This is a genomic window from Pseudomonas sp. BE134 (assembly GCF_031456105.1).
GTDB lineage: Bacteria > Pseudomonadota > Gammaproteobacteria > Pseudomonadales > Pseudomonadaceae > Aquipseudomonas.
This window is the reverse complement of record NZ_JAVDUA010000007.1, coordinates 58,196-73,655: the sequence shown is the minus strand read 5'-3', so window position 1 is coordinate 73,655 and position 15,460 is coordinate 58,196. Positions and strand designations below refer to the sequence as shown.

Sequence of the window (15,460 nt, the reverse complement as noted above, 5' to 3'; positions counted from 1 at the left end):
CGCAGCGCGGGTTACCCGGCTGCGCGAATAATCTTGTCATCGGATTCGCCAGCAAGGATCAAACCACAGATCCTGCCCTGAAGCCGACACTGTCCCTTGAATCTGGCAACCGTCTATTGATCTTGGGCCTTTGGCAAAAGTTCCATATTTATAAATGGACGGCACCGAGATTGTGCAACCGCGAATAGAAAAATACTGTTAAATCGGCGATACAGTCGTCTTATCGTGGTTACGACCCAAAAACCATCCGACGAAGCGTCGGGTACTTACCGTCACAGTAGTTTCACAATGCCATATGCGCTCGGGTATTGTGCCGCGCGCCCCCTCTATATACTAGTGGGCTGTGTGGCAGACTTGACTCGCCGTTCCAGCAGTCATGCGCCAACCCCGACCCGGGTCGCTTTGAGCGGAATCCTGAAATGAGCCAACAGTTTCAACATGATGTTCTGGTGATTGGCAGCGGTGCTGCCGGTTTGAGTCTTGCGCTGACCTTGCCCGATCATTTGCGCATTGCGGTACTGAGCAAAGGCGACCTCGCCAACGGCTCGACATTCTGGGCCCAAGGCGGCGTCGCTGCCGTTCTGGATGATGCTGACACCATTGAGTCTCACGTCGATGACACCCTCAATGCTGGCGGCGGCCTGTGTCATGAAGACGCTGTTCGTTTTACCGTCGAACACAGCAAAGAGGCGATCCAGTGGCTGATCGACCAAGGCGTGCCGTTTACCCGCGATGAACAATCGGGCACCGAAGACGGCGGGTTCGAGTTTCACCTGACCCGCGAAGGCGGCCACAGCCATCGGCGCATCATTCATGCCGCCGATGCCACGGGCGCCGCGATATTCAGAACATTGCTGGCCCAGGCCAAACAAAGGCCTAACATCGAATTGCTGGAACAGCGCGTCGCGATTGACCTGATCACGGAAAAACGCCTGGGACTGGAAGGCGACCGCTGCCTTGGCGCCTATGTTCTAAATCGCGAAACCGGTGAGGTCGACACCTACGGCGCTCGCTTTGTCATCCTCGCCTCCGGTGGCGCGGCCAAAGTCTATCTCTATACCAGCAACCCCGACGGCGCCTGCGGTGATGGCATCGCCATGGCTTGGCGTTCTGGCTGCCGGGTGGCAAACCTGGAGTTCAACCAGTTCCACCCCACTTGCCTATACCACCCGCAGGCAAAAAGTTTCCTGGTCACCGAAGCCCTGCGCGGCGAAGGTGCGCACTTGAAGCTGCCTAACGGTGAACGTTTCATGCCGCGCTTCGACCAGCGTGCAGAACTGGCACCACGGGACATCGTTGCCCGGGCCATCGACCATGAGATGAAGCGCCTGGGTATCGACTGCGTCTATCTGGACATCAGCCACAAATCCGAAGCGTTCATCAAGACGCACTTTCCAACGGTGTACGAACGCTGCCTCGAATTTTCCATCGACATCACCAAGCAACCGATCCCGGTGGTTCCGGCGGCGCACTACACCTGCGGCGGCGTGATGGTCGATCAGCACGGCCGCACCGACGTCCCGGGGCTGTATGCCATTGGCGAAACCAGTTTCACCGGCCTGCACGGCGCCAACCGCATGGCCAGCAACTCGCTGCTGGAGTGTTTCGTTTACGCTCGTTCGGCGGCGGCGGACATTCTTCAACAATTGCCGCACGTGTCGATTCCAGACGCCCTGCCGATTTGGGATGCTAGCCAGGTCACCGATTCCGATGAAGACGTGATCATTGCGCACAACTGGGACGAACTGCGGCGATTCATGTGGGACTACGTCGGTATCGTGCGAACCAACAAACGCTTGCAGCGGGCCCAGCACCGCGTGCGACTGTTACTGGACGAAATTGATGAGTTCTACAGCAACTATAAAGTCAGCCGCGATTTGATCGAGTTGCGCAACCTGGCACAGGTAGCCGAACTGATGATCCAGTCAGCCATGGAGCGTAAAGAAAGCCGGGGTCTGCATTACACCCTCGACTACCCCAATATGCTCCCGGTTGCCCTGGACACTATTCTGGTGCCGCCCACCTACGCCGGCTGAACGCAAGTCGAACCCGCAGGCGTCGGTGCACATCCGCCGCCTGCGAATCGCGGGTTACACAGATCGATCTGACCTGTCGTTCGCCCCGAAGACGAAACCTTAGCACCACGATCAATGGCAGTGCGAGACTGTCCGGTCGCAGCTGCACCGCCTGCCATCCCCGCGCCTGACTCCATAACTGCCAACCATCGGCGTCACGTCGCAGGCCGCGAAAAGCCTGCGGGTGTGTCAGTAAAATCTGACGCGGCAATGCCCAAACGCCATGCGCCAGACAGCACAAAGCGCCGAGCAGACTGGCCCAGACCGGTATAGACAGAAGAAACAACGAACCCAGCGCGAACAGCTGGGCCAGAAGATACGCCGCCAGCAATTGCCGTGAGGCATGCCAGCGGCATTCGAACGTATTACTTGGGCTGGACACGATCCAGGATCATGCGAACCATGCGCTGAAGCTCCGGATCTTCGGATTCGGCGCGCTCCATGAACCAGCCGAACATGTCCTGATCTTCGCACTCAAGCAGCTTGCGGTAGCAATCGCGGTCGACATCATTGAGGTGCGGGTAGACCTCTTTCACAAACGGCACCAGCAAGACGTCCAGCTCAAGCATGCCGCGACGGCTGTGCCAGTAGAGGCGATTCAGTTCAACATCTTCGACCATGGAGCGCTCCTCAAATAGGCGGCAAGTATACAGCCCCCGGCAGCATCTAACAGTCGGCTTTGGTCGGGCACTACCGACCTTTTGTAAACTACCCATTTCATGGTCGCCCCCTTATGATGTCCTCCAGACTTTTTACCCTGCGAAGACCCATGGCCGATTCTGCTTTTTTCTGCACCCTGTCTCACGAAGGCGTTCTCGCGGTCCGCGGCGCGGATGCCGGCAAATTCCTGCAAGGCCAACTGACCTGCAACCTCAATTACCTGAGCGATACCCAGGCCAGCCTTGGCGCCCGCTGCACGCAAAAAGGCCGGATGCAGTCCAGTTTCCGCATTTTGCTGGAAGGCGATGGCGTTCTGATGGCGATGGCCACCGAACTGCTGGAACCACAGTTGGCCGATCTGAAAAAGTACGCCGTGTTCTCCAAATCGAAACTGACTGACGAAAGCGCCGCCTGGGTTCGCTTTGGCCTCGATCATGGCGACGCCGCGCTGAGCAGCCTCGGTCTTGAGTTGCCGACAGACACCGACAGTGTCGTGCGTCATGACGGTGTGATCGCTATTCGCGTCTCGCCGGATCGTGCTGAACTGTGGGTCGCCGCTGATCAGGCCGACGCCATCAAGGGCAAACTTTCCGCTTTGTTGGCCGAAGGCCCTCTGAACCAATGGTTACTGGGCCAGATCCGCGCAGGGATCGGTCAGGTCATGCCAGAGACACGCGAACTGTTCATCCCACAGATGCTCAATCTGCAAGCCGTCGGTGGTGTGAGTTTCAAGAAAGGTTGCTACACCGGCCAGGAAATCGTCGCGCGCATGCAGTATCTGGGCAAACTCAAGCGCCGCTTGTATCGTCTGACCCTGGACGCCAGCGCACTGCCCGCTCCCGGCACGCCACTGCTTTCCCCGTCCCATGGCAGTTCCATCGGCGAAGTGGTCCTGGCGGCCAACGCGGAGCAACACGTTGAACTCCTGGCCGTGTTGCAAGCCGAAGCCGCTGAGGGTGGTGACATTCATCTCGGCACCCTGGAAGGACCTGCCCTGAAATTGCTCGATCTGCCTTACTCACTGGACCGCGATCGCGAGATCCAGTGTTAACAGCAGCATTTGTTGCAACACCCTAGAGAATCTAAATGAGCGATCTGGCGGAAAAGGTCCAACAGGATTTGGTTGAGGCCATCGATAACGATGACCTGGTTCTGCCAACATTACCGGAAGTGGCCATGCAGATTCGCAAGGCCGCTGAAGACCCGGAAATCAGCGTCAGCACCCTGAGCAAGGTCATCGGCCGCGATACGGCGTTATCGGCGCGCCTGATCAAAGTGGTCAATAGCCCGCTGCTGCGCGCGACTCAAGAAGTGAACGACCTGCACACGGCGATCACACGGTTGGGCGTCAACTACAGCAGCAATCTGGCGATCGGCCTGGTGATGGAACAGATTTTCCACGCCCGCTCCGAGGTGGTGCAGCAGAAGATGCACGATGTCTGGCGCAAAAGCCTGGAGATCGCCGGGATCAGCTATGCCTTGTGCCGCCATTACACACAACTCAAAGCCGACCAGGCAGCCCTCGGTGGTCTGGTGCATCAGATCGGCGTGTTGCCAATTCTGACCTACGCCGAAGATCACTATCAGTTGCTTTCTGACCCGGTCAGCCTCAACCATGTGATCGACCGCATTCATCCGTTGATCGGCGACAAACTGCTCAGGGTTTGGGAGTTCCCCGATAAACTCGTGAAGGTGCCAGGCCAGTACCTGGACTTCAATCGTCAGTCTGACCAGGTTGATTATGTCGATCTGGTGCAAGTGGCCAGTCTGTATTGCCATAAGGACAGCGACCATCCGCTGGCTCGAATTGATGTGTTCAACGTGCCGGCGTTCAAGAAGCTGGGGATCGATCCGCAGAACGAGACGATGTGCCGGGACCTGGAAGAATCGCGGTCGATGTTTTACTAGCCAGAGCGCAGCGCCCCCTTCGCGAGCAAGCCCGCTCCCACATTCGACCGCATTTCTCCAAGAGGAACTCGGTTAAATGTGGGAGCGAGCCTGCTCGCGATGGGGCCAGTCCAAACAACACAAAAACTACCCGGCAATAAAACTCACCCGAACCTTCAACCCCGCCGTCTCCCCATCGTGCAGGCTGATCTGCGCCAGATGCGCGCGGCAGATCTCGCCGACAATCGCCAGGCCCAGCCCCGACCCGGCCACCTGCTGGTTACGCCGGTAAAAGCGCTCGAAAACCTTGTCCCGCTCATCAACCGGAATCCCCGGCCCATCATCCTCAACTTCCAGGACCGCTGGTGCCGTAACCCGCAGAATCACATTGCCTCCCGACGGCGTATGAGCCAGTGCGTTATCCACCAGATTACTCAGCAGTTCGTTCAACAGTGTCGGTTCACCGCGCAGCCACACCGGCTCGTCCGCTTCCAGTGCCAGGGCTACGCCGCGTGCGTGAGCCAGCGGCGCCATGGCCATGCCCAATTCCCGCGCCAACTGACTCAAGTCCAGCAACTGCGCACCGCCCTCGGCAATGGCCCGGGCACCGTTTTCGACACGTGCCAAAGACAGCAATTGATTGGCCAGATGCGTCAATCTATCCGTGCCCTGGGCAGCGGTTTCCAGGGTACTGCGCCAGGTTTCGGGCTCACTTGCCCGCAGGCCAAGCTCAAGCCGCGCCTTGAGCGCCGCCAACGGCGTACGCAATTCATGGGCGGCATCGGCGATGAATTGAGCCTGACGCTCGAACTGCTCGCGCAGCCGCTCGGTAAAGTGATTGAGCGCCCGTACCAACGGCCACAACTCGTGTTGCACTTCCACCAACGGCAACGGCCGCAGATCATCCGACTGGCGCTCTTCCACCGCCGTGCGCAAGCGTTCCAGCGGTCGCAGCGCCGCACTCACCGCAAACCACACCAGCAGCAGCGCGCCAATCGCCAGCATTCCCAGGCGCAACAAGGTGTCCGCCGCCAGGCTGCGCGCCATGCTGACTCGCGCCTCATCGGTTTCCGCGACACGAATTTCCGCCATGCCATTCATGTTCGGCTCGCTGACCGGCTTGAGCAGGCTGACCACCCGCACGTTCTGCCCGCGATAGGTGGCGTTGTAAAACCGTGCCAGCGCCGGGTAGTCATCGGTGCGCGGCGTTCCTGGCGGTGGCGCGGGGAGATTTTCGTAACCGGAAATCAGATTCTGGTGGATGTCATTGACCAGGTAAAAAATCCGACCCGCACTGTCGTAGGCAAACGTATCCAGCGCCACGTAAGGCACGTCGGCGCTGAGCGTGCCGTCGCGCTGGGAGACACCCGCCGCGATGGTTCGCGCCGACGCCAGCAAGGTACGGTCATAGGCGGTGTCGGCCGCTTCGCGACCATTCCAGTACGCGCTCAACCCGCTGGCCAGCATTAACACCACCAGCAACAGCGCGAGGTTCCACAGCAACCGCCAGCGCAGGCTGCTGGGCTTATGCATCGCGACTTTCCAGCAAGTAGCCAAGACCGCGGAAGGTCACGATCGCGACCGACTGGCCGTCGAGCTTTTTGCGCAAGCGGTGCACGTAGATTTCGATCGCGTCCGGGCTGGCTTCTTCGTCCAGACCGAACACTTGGGAGGCCAGTTGTTCTTTGCTCATCACTCGCCCGGGCCGGGCGATCAATGCCTCAAGAACCGCCTGTTCGCGCGAGGTCAGGGTGAGCAATTCTTCGCCGAGGGTGAAGCGCCGGGTGTCCAGGTCATAGGCCAGCACGCCGCAACGCTGCTGACGCTCGCCGCCCAGCACACTGCGGCGCAACAAGGCTTTGACCCGTGCTTCAAGTTCGGTCAGCTCAAAAGGTTTGGCGAGGTAATCGTCAGCGCCAAGGTTCAGGCCATGGACTCGATCCTTGACGTCGCTGCGAGCGGTCAACATCAGCACCGGCAGGTTTTTCCCCCGGGAGCGCAAACGCGCGAGCACTTCAAACCCGTCCATGCGCGGCAAGCCGACATCGAGAATGGCCATGGCGTATTCCTCGCTGCTCAACGCCAGGTCTGCGGCCACGCCATCGTGCAGCACGTCCACCGTCAGACCGGTGCTCTTGAGCGCCTGGGCGACACTTTCGGCCAGCTGCAAGTGGTCTTCGACGAGCAGAACACGCATGGATCTTTACCTCATTCAGGGGATGGTCGACGCCATTCTTTGGCGCGAAGTTTACAGCCGCATCCGCTGCTGTGAAGCCTGTAAACCGTGAATGCCTGCTGAAAGGTTAGTGAAAGGTTGGCCCGTTAGAGTCGGCCCACGGAGGTTTCGAATGCCGACCTTCCAATAGTGCTTAGAAATGTAGCTCCCGAAAAACGCCATGACGCGTTTTCGTCAATAAGAACAATAAATGAGGTACTGCACCATGCTGTCCACACAGCTTCAGGCTTACCCGCCCCACCCTTCCTTCAGAACCCCATCGCTTACGCTTGCCAGCGCCGTTGACGGCTGCACGATGCGAAACCGCCGCACCTGACACATCCCCAAAAACAAAAACTCCCCTGGAGACAATAATGAATCGATCCCTGCGCCGTTTCGCCCTCGCCGCCAGCTGCATGCTGTTCGCCGGCCAATTGATGGCCGAGCCCAAACGTCCGGAATGCATCGCCCCGGCCTCCCCGGGCGGTGGTTTCGACCTCACCTGCAAACTGGCGCAGAGCGCGCTGGTCAACGAAAAGCTGCTGACCAAACCGATGCGCGTGACCTACATGCCCGGCGGTGTCGGCGCGGTGGCGTACAACGCGGTGGTCGCTCAGCGCCCCGCCGACGCCGGTACGCTGGTGGCCTGGTCCAGCGGTTCGTTGCTGAACCTGGCCCAAGGCAAGTTCGGACGGTTCGATGAAAACAACGTGCGCTGGCTGGCCGCTGTCGGCACCAGCTATGGCGCCATCGCGGTGAAAAGCGATTCGCCTTACAAGACCCTCGACGATCTGGTCAAGGCACTGAAAGAAGACCCGAGCAAAGTGGTGATCGGTTCCGGCGGCACCGTCGGCAGCCAGGACTGGATGCAAACCGCACTGATTGCCAACGCAGCCGGGATCAACCCGCGCGACCTGCGTTACGTCGCCCTCGAAGGCGGCGGTGAAATCGCCACCGCCCTGCTCGGTGGCCACATTCAGGTCGGCAGCACCGACATCTCCGACTCCATGCCGCACATCCAGAGCGGCGACATGCGCTTGCTGGCGGTGTTCTCCGAGAAGCGTCTGGACGAGCCGGAAATGAAAGACATCCCGACCGCCAAAGAGCAAGGCTACGACATTGTCTGGCCGGTGGTTCGCGGCTTCTACCTCGGGCCAAAGGTCAGCGACGAAGACTACGCCTGGTGGAAAGACGCCTTCGACAAACTGCTGGCGTCGGAAGACTTCGCCAAGCTGCGCGACCAACGTGAGCTGTTCCCGTTCGCCCTGACCGGCCCGGAGCTGGACACCTACGTGAAGAAGCAGGTAGCGGACTACAAAGTGCTGGCCAAAGAGTTCGGCCTGATCCAGTGATCGTCTCTGTCTAGCGGCTGCGGCCTCGTTCTTCGAGGCCGTGGCACAGGAGTTTCCCCATGCTCTTACAACGCATTTTTGCTTCGGTGCTGTTGCTGGCCTGTCTCAGCCTGGTGCTGATGGCCTGGCCTTACCAGGCACCTTTTTCCTACGAGCCGATCGGGCCACGGGCTTTCCCCCTGTTGATGCTGGGCCTGATGGGCCTGGGGCTGGTGTACATGGTGTATCGCCCTTCGCCGATCAAACACACCGATGAAGATCCGCCGATGGATCGCGAAACCCTGACCAAGATTGGCTTGTGCGTGGTGTTGCTGCTGATCTTCGCCGGCATGTTCGAACCGCTGGGCTTCATCCTCAGCAGCGTGCTGATCGGCATTCCGATGGCGCGCCTGTACGGCGGACGCTGGTTACCGAGCGTGGTGATCATCAGCCTGATGAGTGTCGGACTTTACCTGCTGTTCGACAAAGTCATGGACGTGCCACTGCCTCTGGGCCTGCTTGACGTTCTGGAGAACTGATATGGATACGCTTGGTTATTTGAGTCACGGCTTCGGCGTCGCCCTCACCCCTTACAACCTGGTCACTGCGCTGTGCGGTACGCTGATCGGCACCGTCGTCGGTCTGCTGCCGGGACTGGGGCCGATCAACGGCGTGGCGTTGCTGATCCCGATTGCCTTCGCCCTCGGCCTGCCACCGGAGTCGGCGCTGATTTTGCTGGCGGCGGTTTACTTGGGTTGCGAATACGGCGGTCGCATCAGCTCGATTTTGTTGAACATCCCCGGCGAAGCCTCCACGGTGATGACCACCCTCGACGGTTACCCAATGGCCCGTCAGGGCTTGGCCGGCGTGGCGTTGTCGTTATCGGCCTGGAGTTCATTCATCGGCGCGTTCATCGCGACCTGCGGGATGGTGATCTTCGCGCCGATCCTGGCGAAGTGGGCGATTGCCTTCGGTCCGGCGGAATATTTTGTGCTGATGGTCTTTGCGATTGTCTGTCTCGGCGGCATGGCCGGTGATCGACCGTTGAAGACCTTTATCGCCGCGTTGATCGGGCTGTTCCTCTCCACCGTCGGCATCGACGCCAACAGTGGCGTGTACCGTTTCACCGGGGACAACATTCACCTCACCGACGGGATTCAGTTTGTGGTGTTGGTGCTGGGCCTGTTTTCCATCAGTGAAATCCTCTTGCTGCTGGAAAAAACCCACCGGGGTCAGGAAGCATTCAAAGCGACCGGCCGCATGATGTTCAACTTCAAGGAAGCTGCTTCGGTGTTCTGGGTGAACATGCGCTGCGGTGTGCTCGGTTTCATCATGGGCGTTCTGCCCGGTGCCGGTGCGACGCTGGCCAGCGCCGTGGCCTACATGACCGAGAAACGCATCGCCGGCCCGAGCGGCAAATTCGGCCAGGGCGACAAACGTGGCCTCGCCGCCCCGGAAACCGCGATCGGCGCCGAAGCCTGCGGCGCATTGGTACCAATGCTCACCCTCGGGGTTCCAGGTTCGGGTACCACGGCGGTGATGATCGGCGCGCTGTCGCTGTACAACATCACGCCTGGCCCACTGCTGTTTCAACAGCAGCCGGACATCGTCTGGGGCCTGATCGCATCGTTGTTCATTGCCAACATCATGCTCGTGATCCTCAACATCCCGATGATCCGCATCTTCACCCGCATCCTCGCCGTGCCGAACTGGGCCTTGGTGCCGATGATCGCGATCATTACCGCAATTGGTGTGTTCGCGGTGCACGCCACCACCTTCGACCTGTTCCTGATGATCGGTATCGGTATCTTCGGCTACATTTTGCGCAAGCTGGACTTCCCGTTATCGCCCGTGTTGCTGGGCTTCATCCTTGGAGGCTTGATGGAACAAAACCTGCGTCGCGCACTGTCGATCTCCAACGGTTCGCTGGACATTCTCTGGTCGAGCGGGATCACCCTCGGAGTCTGGGGGCTGATCGGGGTGATGCTACTGGTGCCGATCCTGCGGATCTGGCGCAAACGTTCGGTCGCCCGGCGCGTTGTTGCCGATGTCTGATCGAATACCGTTCAAAGCCTGGTGGGGTACGCCGCTGCTCGGCGCGCTGGGCGGCTACCTCGCCAGCCTGGTCGGCTGGCCACTGCCGTGGATGGTCGGGTCGTTGCTGGCGATCATCCTCGTGCGCTGCCTGACCCCTTGGCAATTGGCGGAAATCCCTGGCGGTCGCAAGTGCGGCCAGTGGATTGTGGGTATCGGCATCGGCCTGCACTTCACCCCGGTGGTGATGGAGCAGGTGCTGGGGCATTTCGGCCTGATTTTCTTCGGTGCGTTGGTCACCAGCCTGTCGGCGGTGGTAGGGGTCTGGTTGATGCGGCGTACTGGCGAGGATCGCGCCACTGCATTTTTTTCCAGCATGCCCGGTGGCTCCGGGGAGATGGTCAACCTCGGTGCTCGCAACGGTGCGGTGCTCAGTCGTGTGGCGGCGGGGCAAAGTCTGCGGGTGTTGGTGGTGGTGTTGTGCGTACCGGCAGCCTTCAAGTATTTGCTGGGTGACGGCGCACCGGTTTTGCATGCCACAACCGTCGATTGGCGTTGGCTGGCCCTGTTATTCCCGGCAGGCGGCTTGGCGGCGTGGCTCTGGGAACGTCTGCATCAACCGAATCCGTGGCTGTTTGGACCATTGCTGGTGAGTGCGGCGGTGAGCATCGGTTGGGACTTGCACATCGGTTTGCCCAATGGCGGTAGCCAGATCGGCCAATGGTTGATCGGCAGCGGCCTGGGTTGTCACTTCAACCGCCAGTTTTTCCGGCGTGCGCCTTCGTTCATGGGCCGGACCTTGATCGGTACGGTGTTGACCATGTTGATCGCCACGCTGGCGGCATTGGGGTTGAGTGCGCTGACGCATCTGGATCTGCGCTCACTGACCCTGGGCATGATGCCCGGCGGGATTGCGGAGATGAGCCTGACGGCGCAGATGCTGCAACTATCGGTGCCGCTGGTGACGGCGATGCAGGTGATGCGGTTGCTGTTTGTGCTGTTTCTGGCGGAGCCGTTGTTCAAGTATTGGAACCGGGTGCCGGAGTCTTCCTGAACTGATCGTTCCCACGCTCCGCGTGGGAATGCCTCAATGGACGCTCCGCGTCCGCTTTGGGACGCGGAGCGTCCCGGGCTGCATTCCCACGCAGAGCGTGGGAACGATCATTACGCGATCGGCGGCAATCGCCACTCAATCGGCGTCTCGCCGTTCTGTTCAAGAAACTTGTTGGTCCGGCTGAAGTGCCCGCATCCCAGAAAACCGCGATACGCGGACAACGGCGACGGATGCACTGACGTCAGCACCAGATGCTTGGTCGCGTCGATCAGTTTCTGTTTGCTCTGGGCATGCGCGCCCCACAGCATAAACACCAGATGCGGCTGCTGCTGGCTGACGACCTCGATGATCCGGTCCGTGAAAAACTGCCAGCCCTTATCCTTGTGCGCATTGGCGTTGGCGCGCTCGACCGTCATGGTGGTGTTGAGCATCAGCACACCCTGGTCGGCCCAGCTCTGCAAATAGCCATGGTTGGGAATATCGATGTTCAGGTCGCGTTTCAACTCTTTATAGATGTTCACCAGCGACGGCGGCGCCGGCACACCCGGTTGCACCGAGAAGCACAAACCATGGGCCTGGCCCGGGCCGTGGTAGGGATCCTGACCGAGGATGACGACCTTGACCTTGTCCAGCGGCGTGGAGTTGAGTGCATTGAAAATCATCGGGCCCGGTGGATAGATCTCTTTGCCTGCCGCACGCTCCTCTTGCAGGAATTCACGCAACTCTGCCATGTAAGGCTGGTCGAATTCGGCACGCAGTGCCTCCTTCCAGCTCGGTTCGAGTTTGATACGGTCGTCAGCAGTCATGGTTACATCCGGCAAAAACAATGGGGCGAACCCTAGGAAAGCCCATCACGCTTGTCAATTGATCTGTCGCACATCCGGCACTTTCCTGTACAGCGATCATACTGAACGCTCAAATTCCCGATCGAGGTCACGATGAATCTGCACTTCGAAGAACTCACCGGCACCGACGGCGCTCGCATCGGCATCGCCAGCCTCGATGCCGAAAAATCCCTTAACGCCCTGTCCCTGCCAATGATCAACGCCCTGCGCGATCAAATGGACGCCTGGGCCAAGGACCCGCAAATAGTCTGCGTGCTACTGCGCGGCAACGGTGCCAAGGCGTTTTGTGCCGGCGGTGAAGTGCGCAGCCTGGTGGAAGCCTGTCGCGCTCATCCTGGAGAGGTGCCGCCCTTGGCCGCGCACTTCTTTGCGGCGGAATATCGCCTGGACTTCAAACTGCACACCTACCCGAAACCGTTGATCTGCTGGGGTCATGGTTATGTGCTCGGCGGCGGGATGGGGTTGTTGCAAGGCGCGAGTATCCGGATTGTCACGCCGAGCACTCGGCTGGCGATGCCGGAGATCAGCATTGGCCTGTACCCGGACGTTGGCGCCAGTTGGTTTCTATCGCGACTGCCCGGAAAACTCGGACTATTTTTGGGCCTGACCGGTGCCCATATGAACGGGCGCGACGCAATCGACCTGGACCTGGCCGACCGCTTCCTGCTCGACGAACAACAGGAGGAGCTGATCGAAGGGTTGCTGCAATTGAACTGGCAGGAACAAACGCCGATGCAGCTCAACAGTTTGCTCAAGGCCTTGCAGCAGGAGGCGGTCGCGCAAATGCCCGAAGCCCAGTGGCTGCCACGACGCCAGCAAATCGATGAACTGCTGGATGTCAGTGATGTGAGTTGCGCCTGGAAGGCCATCAGCCTGCAACGCGATAGCACCGACATGCTACTCAGCCGTGCCGCAAAAACCATGAGTGAAGGCTCGCCGCTGACCGCGCATCTGGTCTGGGAGCAAATCGCCCGGGCCCGGCATTTGTCACTGGCTCAGGTTTTTCAGATGGAATACACACTGAGCCTCAACTGCTGCCGGCATCCGGAATTCAGCGAGGGTGTGCGGGCGCGGTTGATCGACAAAGACCAGATACCGCATTGGCACTGGCCGGATATCAACAACGTGCCCGATGCGGTGGTGGATGCGCACTTCCAGAAGGCCTGGGAAGGTCGGCATCCATTGGCGGATTTATCGGATTACTGAACGAAAATGTGGGAGCGAGCCTGCTCGCTCCCACAGGTATTGCGCTTGCCCCAAATTAACGGTGGCCGCCTCGGCTGCTGTAATTGCCTTGACCGTTTTGGTTGCCCTGACTGTTGTAGTTGCCGCGCCCGCTGTGTTTGTAATTGCGTCCACCACCCCGGGCGTCATTGTTCCAGCCACTTCGATTATGACCGTCCCACCCATGATTCTGAAGACCCCGATAATCGCCCCGCGACGGGTAATAACGCGGTGCCGGTTGATAGACCCTTGGCTGATAGTAATAGCGCGGTGTTGGCTGGTAATACCGCGCTGGCGGAGAGTAATACCGGGGCGGCGGCGAGTAATAACCCCCGCCACCTGAATAGTAGGATCCGCCACCGGCGTAATAGGTTGGCGCTGGCGAGGTATAAACCTCGGAACGGTAGTAGCCGGTTCCTCCATCGGAATAGGGCACGCACGCACCAAGAGACAATCCCGATAGAGCAATCAGAAGAATTTGGCAGAGCTGTTTTCGACAGAGCATGGCGGCCTCCTGGACCGCGAGTGAGCTACACCAGCGACGCTGGCGAGCGACAGTCAATTATTCGGTGACTGTCGAAAGATCAGACATCGATTTCGAAATCTGGTGCGCCCCTGAAACACGTTGAAATATCTGCCCGATGAAAGGTTTTTCATCTTCACTCGCTGAATCAGTAGTGCGATAGCATCGCATGCTACGCGGCAAACACACCGGATCAGCGGCCAAACCGTCCCATTGCGGTGCAGCCGCGCACCATCACAAGGCAACCGTTCTCCCCCTCTCTACGCGGTTATCGCGTCATCCCCCACGCTAGAGCCCTCAAGCCGACTTGGCACGTCTCTCGCTTTAGTAAAAGCGTGCAGGAGTTCATTACAGGTTCGCGGCACCACAATTTGCAATGGCTGACTAGGGTTCCGGCTCGCTTGTGCGAGTGGCTGGTCCGAGAGTTGGCGACCTCCAGTTGAGGTTACACGGCGGGACAAAAGCCCGGGAGACAAGCCACCGTTCGCGGTGCCGCGTTGACTCCTGCCCGCCCCTGATCAACTGGAGAACCACCCATGTCCCAGCTACGTCTACCCACCCTGCTCGCCGCTGCATTCGCAGCCTTCGTAAGCTTCTCGACCCAGGCTGCCCAGAAAGATCACTTCAGTGTCTGCTGGACCATCTATGCCGGCTGGATGCCTTGGGAATATGCCGGTAGCCAAGGCATCGTCGACAAATGGGCGAAGAAGTACGGCATCAAGATTGATGTGGTGCAACTCAATGACTACGTCGAATCGATCAATCAATACACCGCTGGCCAGTTCGACGGTTGCACCATGACCAACATGGACGCGTTGACCATTCCGGCGGCTGGCGGCGTTGACAGCACGGCACTGATCGTCAGCGACTTCTCCAACGGTAACGACGGCATCGTCCTCAAGGGCGATGGCAAGAAAGTCACCGACCTCAAAGGCATGGACGTCAACCTGGTGGAGCTGTCGGTTTCCCATTACCTGCTGGCCCGTGCGCTGGACTCGGTCGACCTCAGCGAAAAAGACCTGAAAGTGGTCAACACCTCCGACGCCGACATCTCGGCCGCCTTCAACACCGAACAGGTCAACGCGGTCACCACCTGGAACCCGATGCTCTCGGACATCAAAGCCAAGCCCGCCGTCACCGAAGTCTTCAACTCCAGCCAGATCCCCGGCGAAATCATGGACATGATGGTGGTCAACAGCGCCACCCTCAAAGACAACCCGGCCCTGGGTAAAGCGCTGACCGGTGCCTGGTTCGAAGTGGTCGACTTGATGAACGCCAAAAACGCCGCCAGCAAAGCCGCGCTCGAACATATGGCCAAGGCCTCGGGCACTGACTTGGCGGGCTTCCAGGCACAACTCGACACCACCAAATTGTTCGCCACGCCCAAAGAGGCGCTGGACTTCGCCACCAGCAAGCAACTGCCGGCGACCATGCGCAAAGTGGCCGAGTTTTCGTTCCAGCACGGCTTGCTCGGTGAAGGCGCCAAAGACACCAGTGCCGTCGGCATGGCGTTCGCCAATGGCGTGACCAGCGGCGACACGTCCAACCTCAAGCTGCGCTTCGACCCGACCTTCGTGCAGATGGCTGCCGACGCCAAGCTGTAACCAGGAGG

At 59.5% G+C, this 15,460-nt stretch carries 15 protein-coding genes and 1 riboswitch; of the genes, 9 read left to right on the top strand and 6 right to left on the bottom strand.

What is annotated here, in order from left to right:
* Positions 1 to 419: 419 nt before the first annotated feature.
* Complete coding sequence (gene nadB, locus J2Y56_RS08070) at positions 420 to 2,036, top strand: L-aspartate oxidase (RefSeq protein WP_310349646.1); 1,617 nt, start codon at positions 420 to 422, stop codon at positions 2,034 to 2,036.
* Here the strand turns inward: nadB and J2Y56_RS08065 are convergent.
* Together J2Y56_RS08065 and J2Y56_RS08060 are read right to left on the bottom strand one after the other, a co-directional pair.
* Entirely contained in the window at positions 2,005 to 2,457 is a 453-nt protein-coding gene (locus J2Y56_RS08065; RefSeq protein WP_310334025.1) for a protein YgfX, read from the bottom strand. The genes nadB and J2Y56_RS08065 overlap by 32 nt on opposite strands.
* Positions 2,441 to 2,695: a succinate dehydrogenase assembly factor 2 gene (locus J2Y56_RS08060; RefSeq protein ID WP_007944081.1), complete on the bottom strand. Its 255-nt coding sequence runs from the start codon at positions 2,693 to 2,695 to the stop codon at positions 2,441 to 2,443. Before J2Y56_RS08060 ends, J2Y56_RS08065 begins: the two co-directional genes overlap by 17 nt.
* A gap of 149 nt (positions 2,696 to 2,844) precedes the next feature.
* On the opposite strand from J2Y56_RS08060, the gene J2Y56_RS08055 reads away from it, so the two are divergent.
* On the top strand, positions 2,845 to 3,786 hold the full coding sequence (locus J2Y56_RS08055) for a folate-binding protein YgfZ (protein ID WP_310349643.1): 942 nt from the start codon (positions 2,845 to 2,847) through the stop codon (positions 3,784 to 3,786).
* A gap of 35 nt (positions 3,787 to 3,821) precedes the next feature.
* A complete protein-coding gene (locus J2Y56_RS08050; protein WP_007944083.1) occupies positions 3,822 to 4,643 on the top strand; it encodes an HDOD domain-containing protein in 822 nt (273 codons plus the stop codon).
* A 126-nt stretch (positions 4,644 to 4,769) separates the two neighbouring features.
* On the opposite strand, the gene J2Y56_RS08045 is transcribed toward J2Y56_RS08050, so the two are convergent.
* Both J2Y56_RS08045 and J2Y56_RS08040 read right to left on the bottom strand, forming a co-directional pair.
* Positions 4,770 to 6,155 (bottom strand): sensor histidine kinase, encoded by a 1,386-nt coding sequence (locus J2Y56_RS08045; protein WP_007944084.1) that lies wholly within the window; start codon positions 6,153 to 6,155, stop codon positions 4,770 to 4,772.
* A complete protein-coding gene (locus J2Y56_RS08040; RefSeq protein ID WP_310349640.1) occupies positions 6,148 to 6,819 on the bottom strand; it encodes a response regulator in 672 nt (223 codons plus the stop codon). The genes J2Y56_RS08045 and J2Y56_RS08040 overlap by 8 nt, the downstream gene beginning before the upstream one ends.
* Positions 6,820 to 7,211: 392 nt before the next feature.
* Here J2Y56_RS08040 and J2Y56_RS08035 point away from each other — a divergent pair, with 392 nt between their 5' ends.
* From J2Y56_RS08035 to J2Y56_RS08020, 4 genes are read left to right on the top strand one after another with little or no spacing between them, the layout of a single operon-like run.
* Entirely contained in the window at positions 7,212 to 8,189 is a 978-nt protein-coding gene (locus J2Y56_RS08035; protein WP_310349636.1) for a tripartite tricarboxylate transporter substrate binding protein, read from the top strand.
* Positions 8,190 to 8,248: 59 nt separating this feature from the next.
* A complete protein-coding gene (locus tag J2Y56_RS08030) occupies positions 8,249 to 8,707 on the top strand; it encodes a tripartite tricarboxylate transporter TctB family protein (RefSeq protein ID WP_310349633.1) in 459 nt (152 codons plus the stop codon).
* Position 8,708: 1 nt separating this feature from the next.
* Positions 8,709 to 10,223, top strand: a complete 1,515-nt coding sequence (locus J2Y56_RS08025) for a tripartite tricarboxylate transporter permease (RefSeq protein WP_007944089.1) — start codon at positions 8,709 to 8,711, stop codon at positions 10,221 to 10,223.
* Complete coding sequence (locus tag J2Y56_RS08020; RefSeq protein WP_310349630.1) at positions 10,216 to 11,256, top strand: AbrB family transcriptional regulator; 1,041 nt, start codon at positions 10,216 to 10,218, stop codon at positions 11,254 to 11,256. The genes J2Y56_RS08025 and J2Y56_RS08020 overlap by 8 nt, the downstream gene beginning before the upstream one ends.
* Positions 11,257 to 11,366: 110 nt before the next feature.
* On the opposite strand, the gene ung is transcribed toward J2Y56_RS08020, so the two are convergent.
* The gene (gene ung, locus J2Y56_RS08015) at positions 11,367 to 12,062 is read right to left on the bottom strand and encodes a uracil-DNA glycosylase (protein WP_007944091.1); all 696 of its coding nucleotides are present in this window, start codon (positions 12,060 to 12,062) and stop codon (positions 11,367 to 11,369) included.
* 132 nt (positions 12,063 to 12,194) lie between these two features.
* Between ung and J2Y56_RS08010 the strand changes: the two genes are divergently transcribed.
* Positions 12,195 to 13,307 (top strand): enoyl-CoA hydratase/isomerase family protein, encoded by a 1,113-nt coding sequence (locus tag J2Y56_RS08010; RefSeq protein ID WP_310349627.1) that lies wholly within the window; start codon positions 12,195 to 12,197, stop codon positions 13,305 to 13,307.
* A 55-nt stretch (positions 13,308 to 13,362) separates the two neighbouring features.
* Here J2Y56_RS08010 and J2Y56_RS08005 read toward each other — a convergent pair whose 3' ends face one another.
* The gene (locus J2Y56_RS08005; RefSeq protein ID WP_310349625.1) at positions 13,363 to 13,830 is read right to left on the bottom strand and encodes a hypothetical protein; all 468 of its coding nucleotides are present in this window, start codon (positions 13,828 to 13,830) and stop codon (positions 13,363 to 13,365) included.
* A 391-nt stretch (positions 13,831 to 14,221) separates the two neighbouring features.
* A riboswitch (guanidine-I (ykkC/yxkD leader) is annotated at positions 14,222 to 14,322 on the top strand.
* Between the two features lie 62 nt (positions 14,323 to 14,384).
* On the opposite strand from J2Y56_RS08005, the gene J2Y56_RS08000 reads away from it, so the two are divergent.
* The gene (locus J2Y56_RS08000; RefSeq protein ID WP_310334040.1) at positions 14,385 to 15,452 is read left to right on the top strand and encodes a putative urea ABC transporter substrate-binding protein; all 1,068 of its coding nucleotides are present in this window, start codon (positions 14,385 to 14,387) and stop codon (positions 15,450 to 15,452) included.
* Positions 15,453 to 15,460 lie beyond the last annotated feature (8 nt).

Coding starts and splice junctions, on each gene's coding strand:
- nadB (WP_310349646.1), top strand. CDS start 420: ATGAGCCAACAGTTTCAACATGATGTTCTGGTGATTGGCAGCGGTGCT.
- J2Y56_RS08060 (WP_007944081.1), bottom strand. CDS start 2,695: ATGGTCGAAGATGTTGAACTGAATCGCCTCTACTGGCACAGCCGTCGC.
- J2Y56_RS08055 (WP_310349643.1), top strand. CDS start 2,845: ATGGCCGATTCTGCTTTTTTCTGCACCCTGTCTCACGAAGGCGTTCTC.
- J2Y56_RS08050 (WP_007944083.1), top strand. CDS start 3,822: ATGAGCGATCTGGCGGAAAAGGTCCAACAGGATTTGGTTGAGGCCATC.
- J2Y56_RS08045 (WP_007944084.1), bottom strand. CDS start 6,155: ATGCATAAGCCCAGCAGCCTGCGCTGGCGGTTGCTGTGGAACCTCGCG.
- J2Y56_RS08040 (WP_310349640.1), bottom strand. CDS start 6,819: ATGCGTGTTCTGCTCGTCGAAGACCACTTGCAGCTGGCCGAAAGTGTC.
- J2Y56_RS08035 (WP_310349636.1), top strand. CDS start 7,212: ATGAATCGATCCCTGCGCCGTTTCGCCCTCGCCGCCAGCTGCATGCTG.
- J2Y56_RS08030 (WP_310349633.1), top strand. CDS start 8,249: ATGCTCTTACAACGCATTTTTGCTTCGGTGCTGTTGCTGGCCTGTCTC.
- J2Y56_RS08025 (WP_007944089.1), top strand. CDS start 8,709: ATGGATACGCTTGGTTATTTGAGTCACGGCTTCGGCGTCGCCCTCACC.
- J2Y56_RS08020 (WP_310349630.1), top strand. CDS start 10,216: ATGTCTGATCGAATACCGTTCAAAGCCTGGTGGGGTACGCCGCTGCTC.
- ung (WP_007944091.1), bottom strand. CDS start 12,062: ATGACTGCTGACGACCGTATCAAACTCGAACCGAGCTGGAAGGAGGCA.
- J2Y56_RS08010 (WP_310349627.1), top strand. CDS start 12,195: ATGAATCTGCACTTCGAAGAACTCACCGGCACCGACGGCGCTCGCATC.
- J2Y56_RS08005 (WP_310349625.1), bottom strand. CDS start 13,830: ATGCTCTGTCGAAAACAGCTCTGCCAAATTCTTCTGATTGCTCTATCG.
- J2Y56_RS08000 (WP_310334040.1), top strand. CDS start 14,385: ATGTCCCAGCTACGTCTACCCACCCTGCTCGCCGCTGCATTCGCAGCC.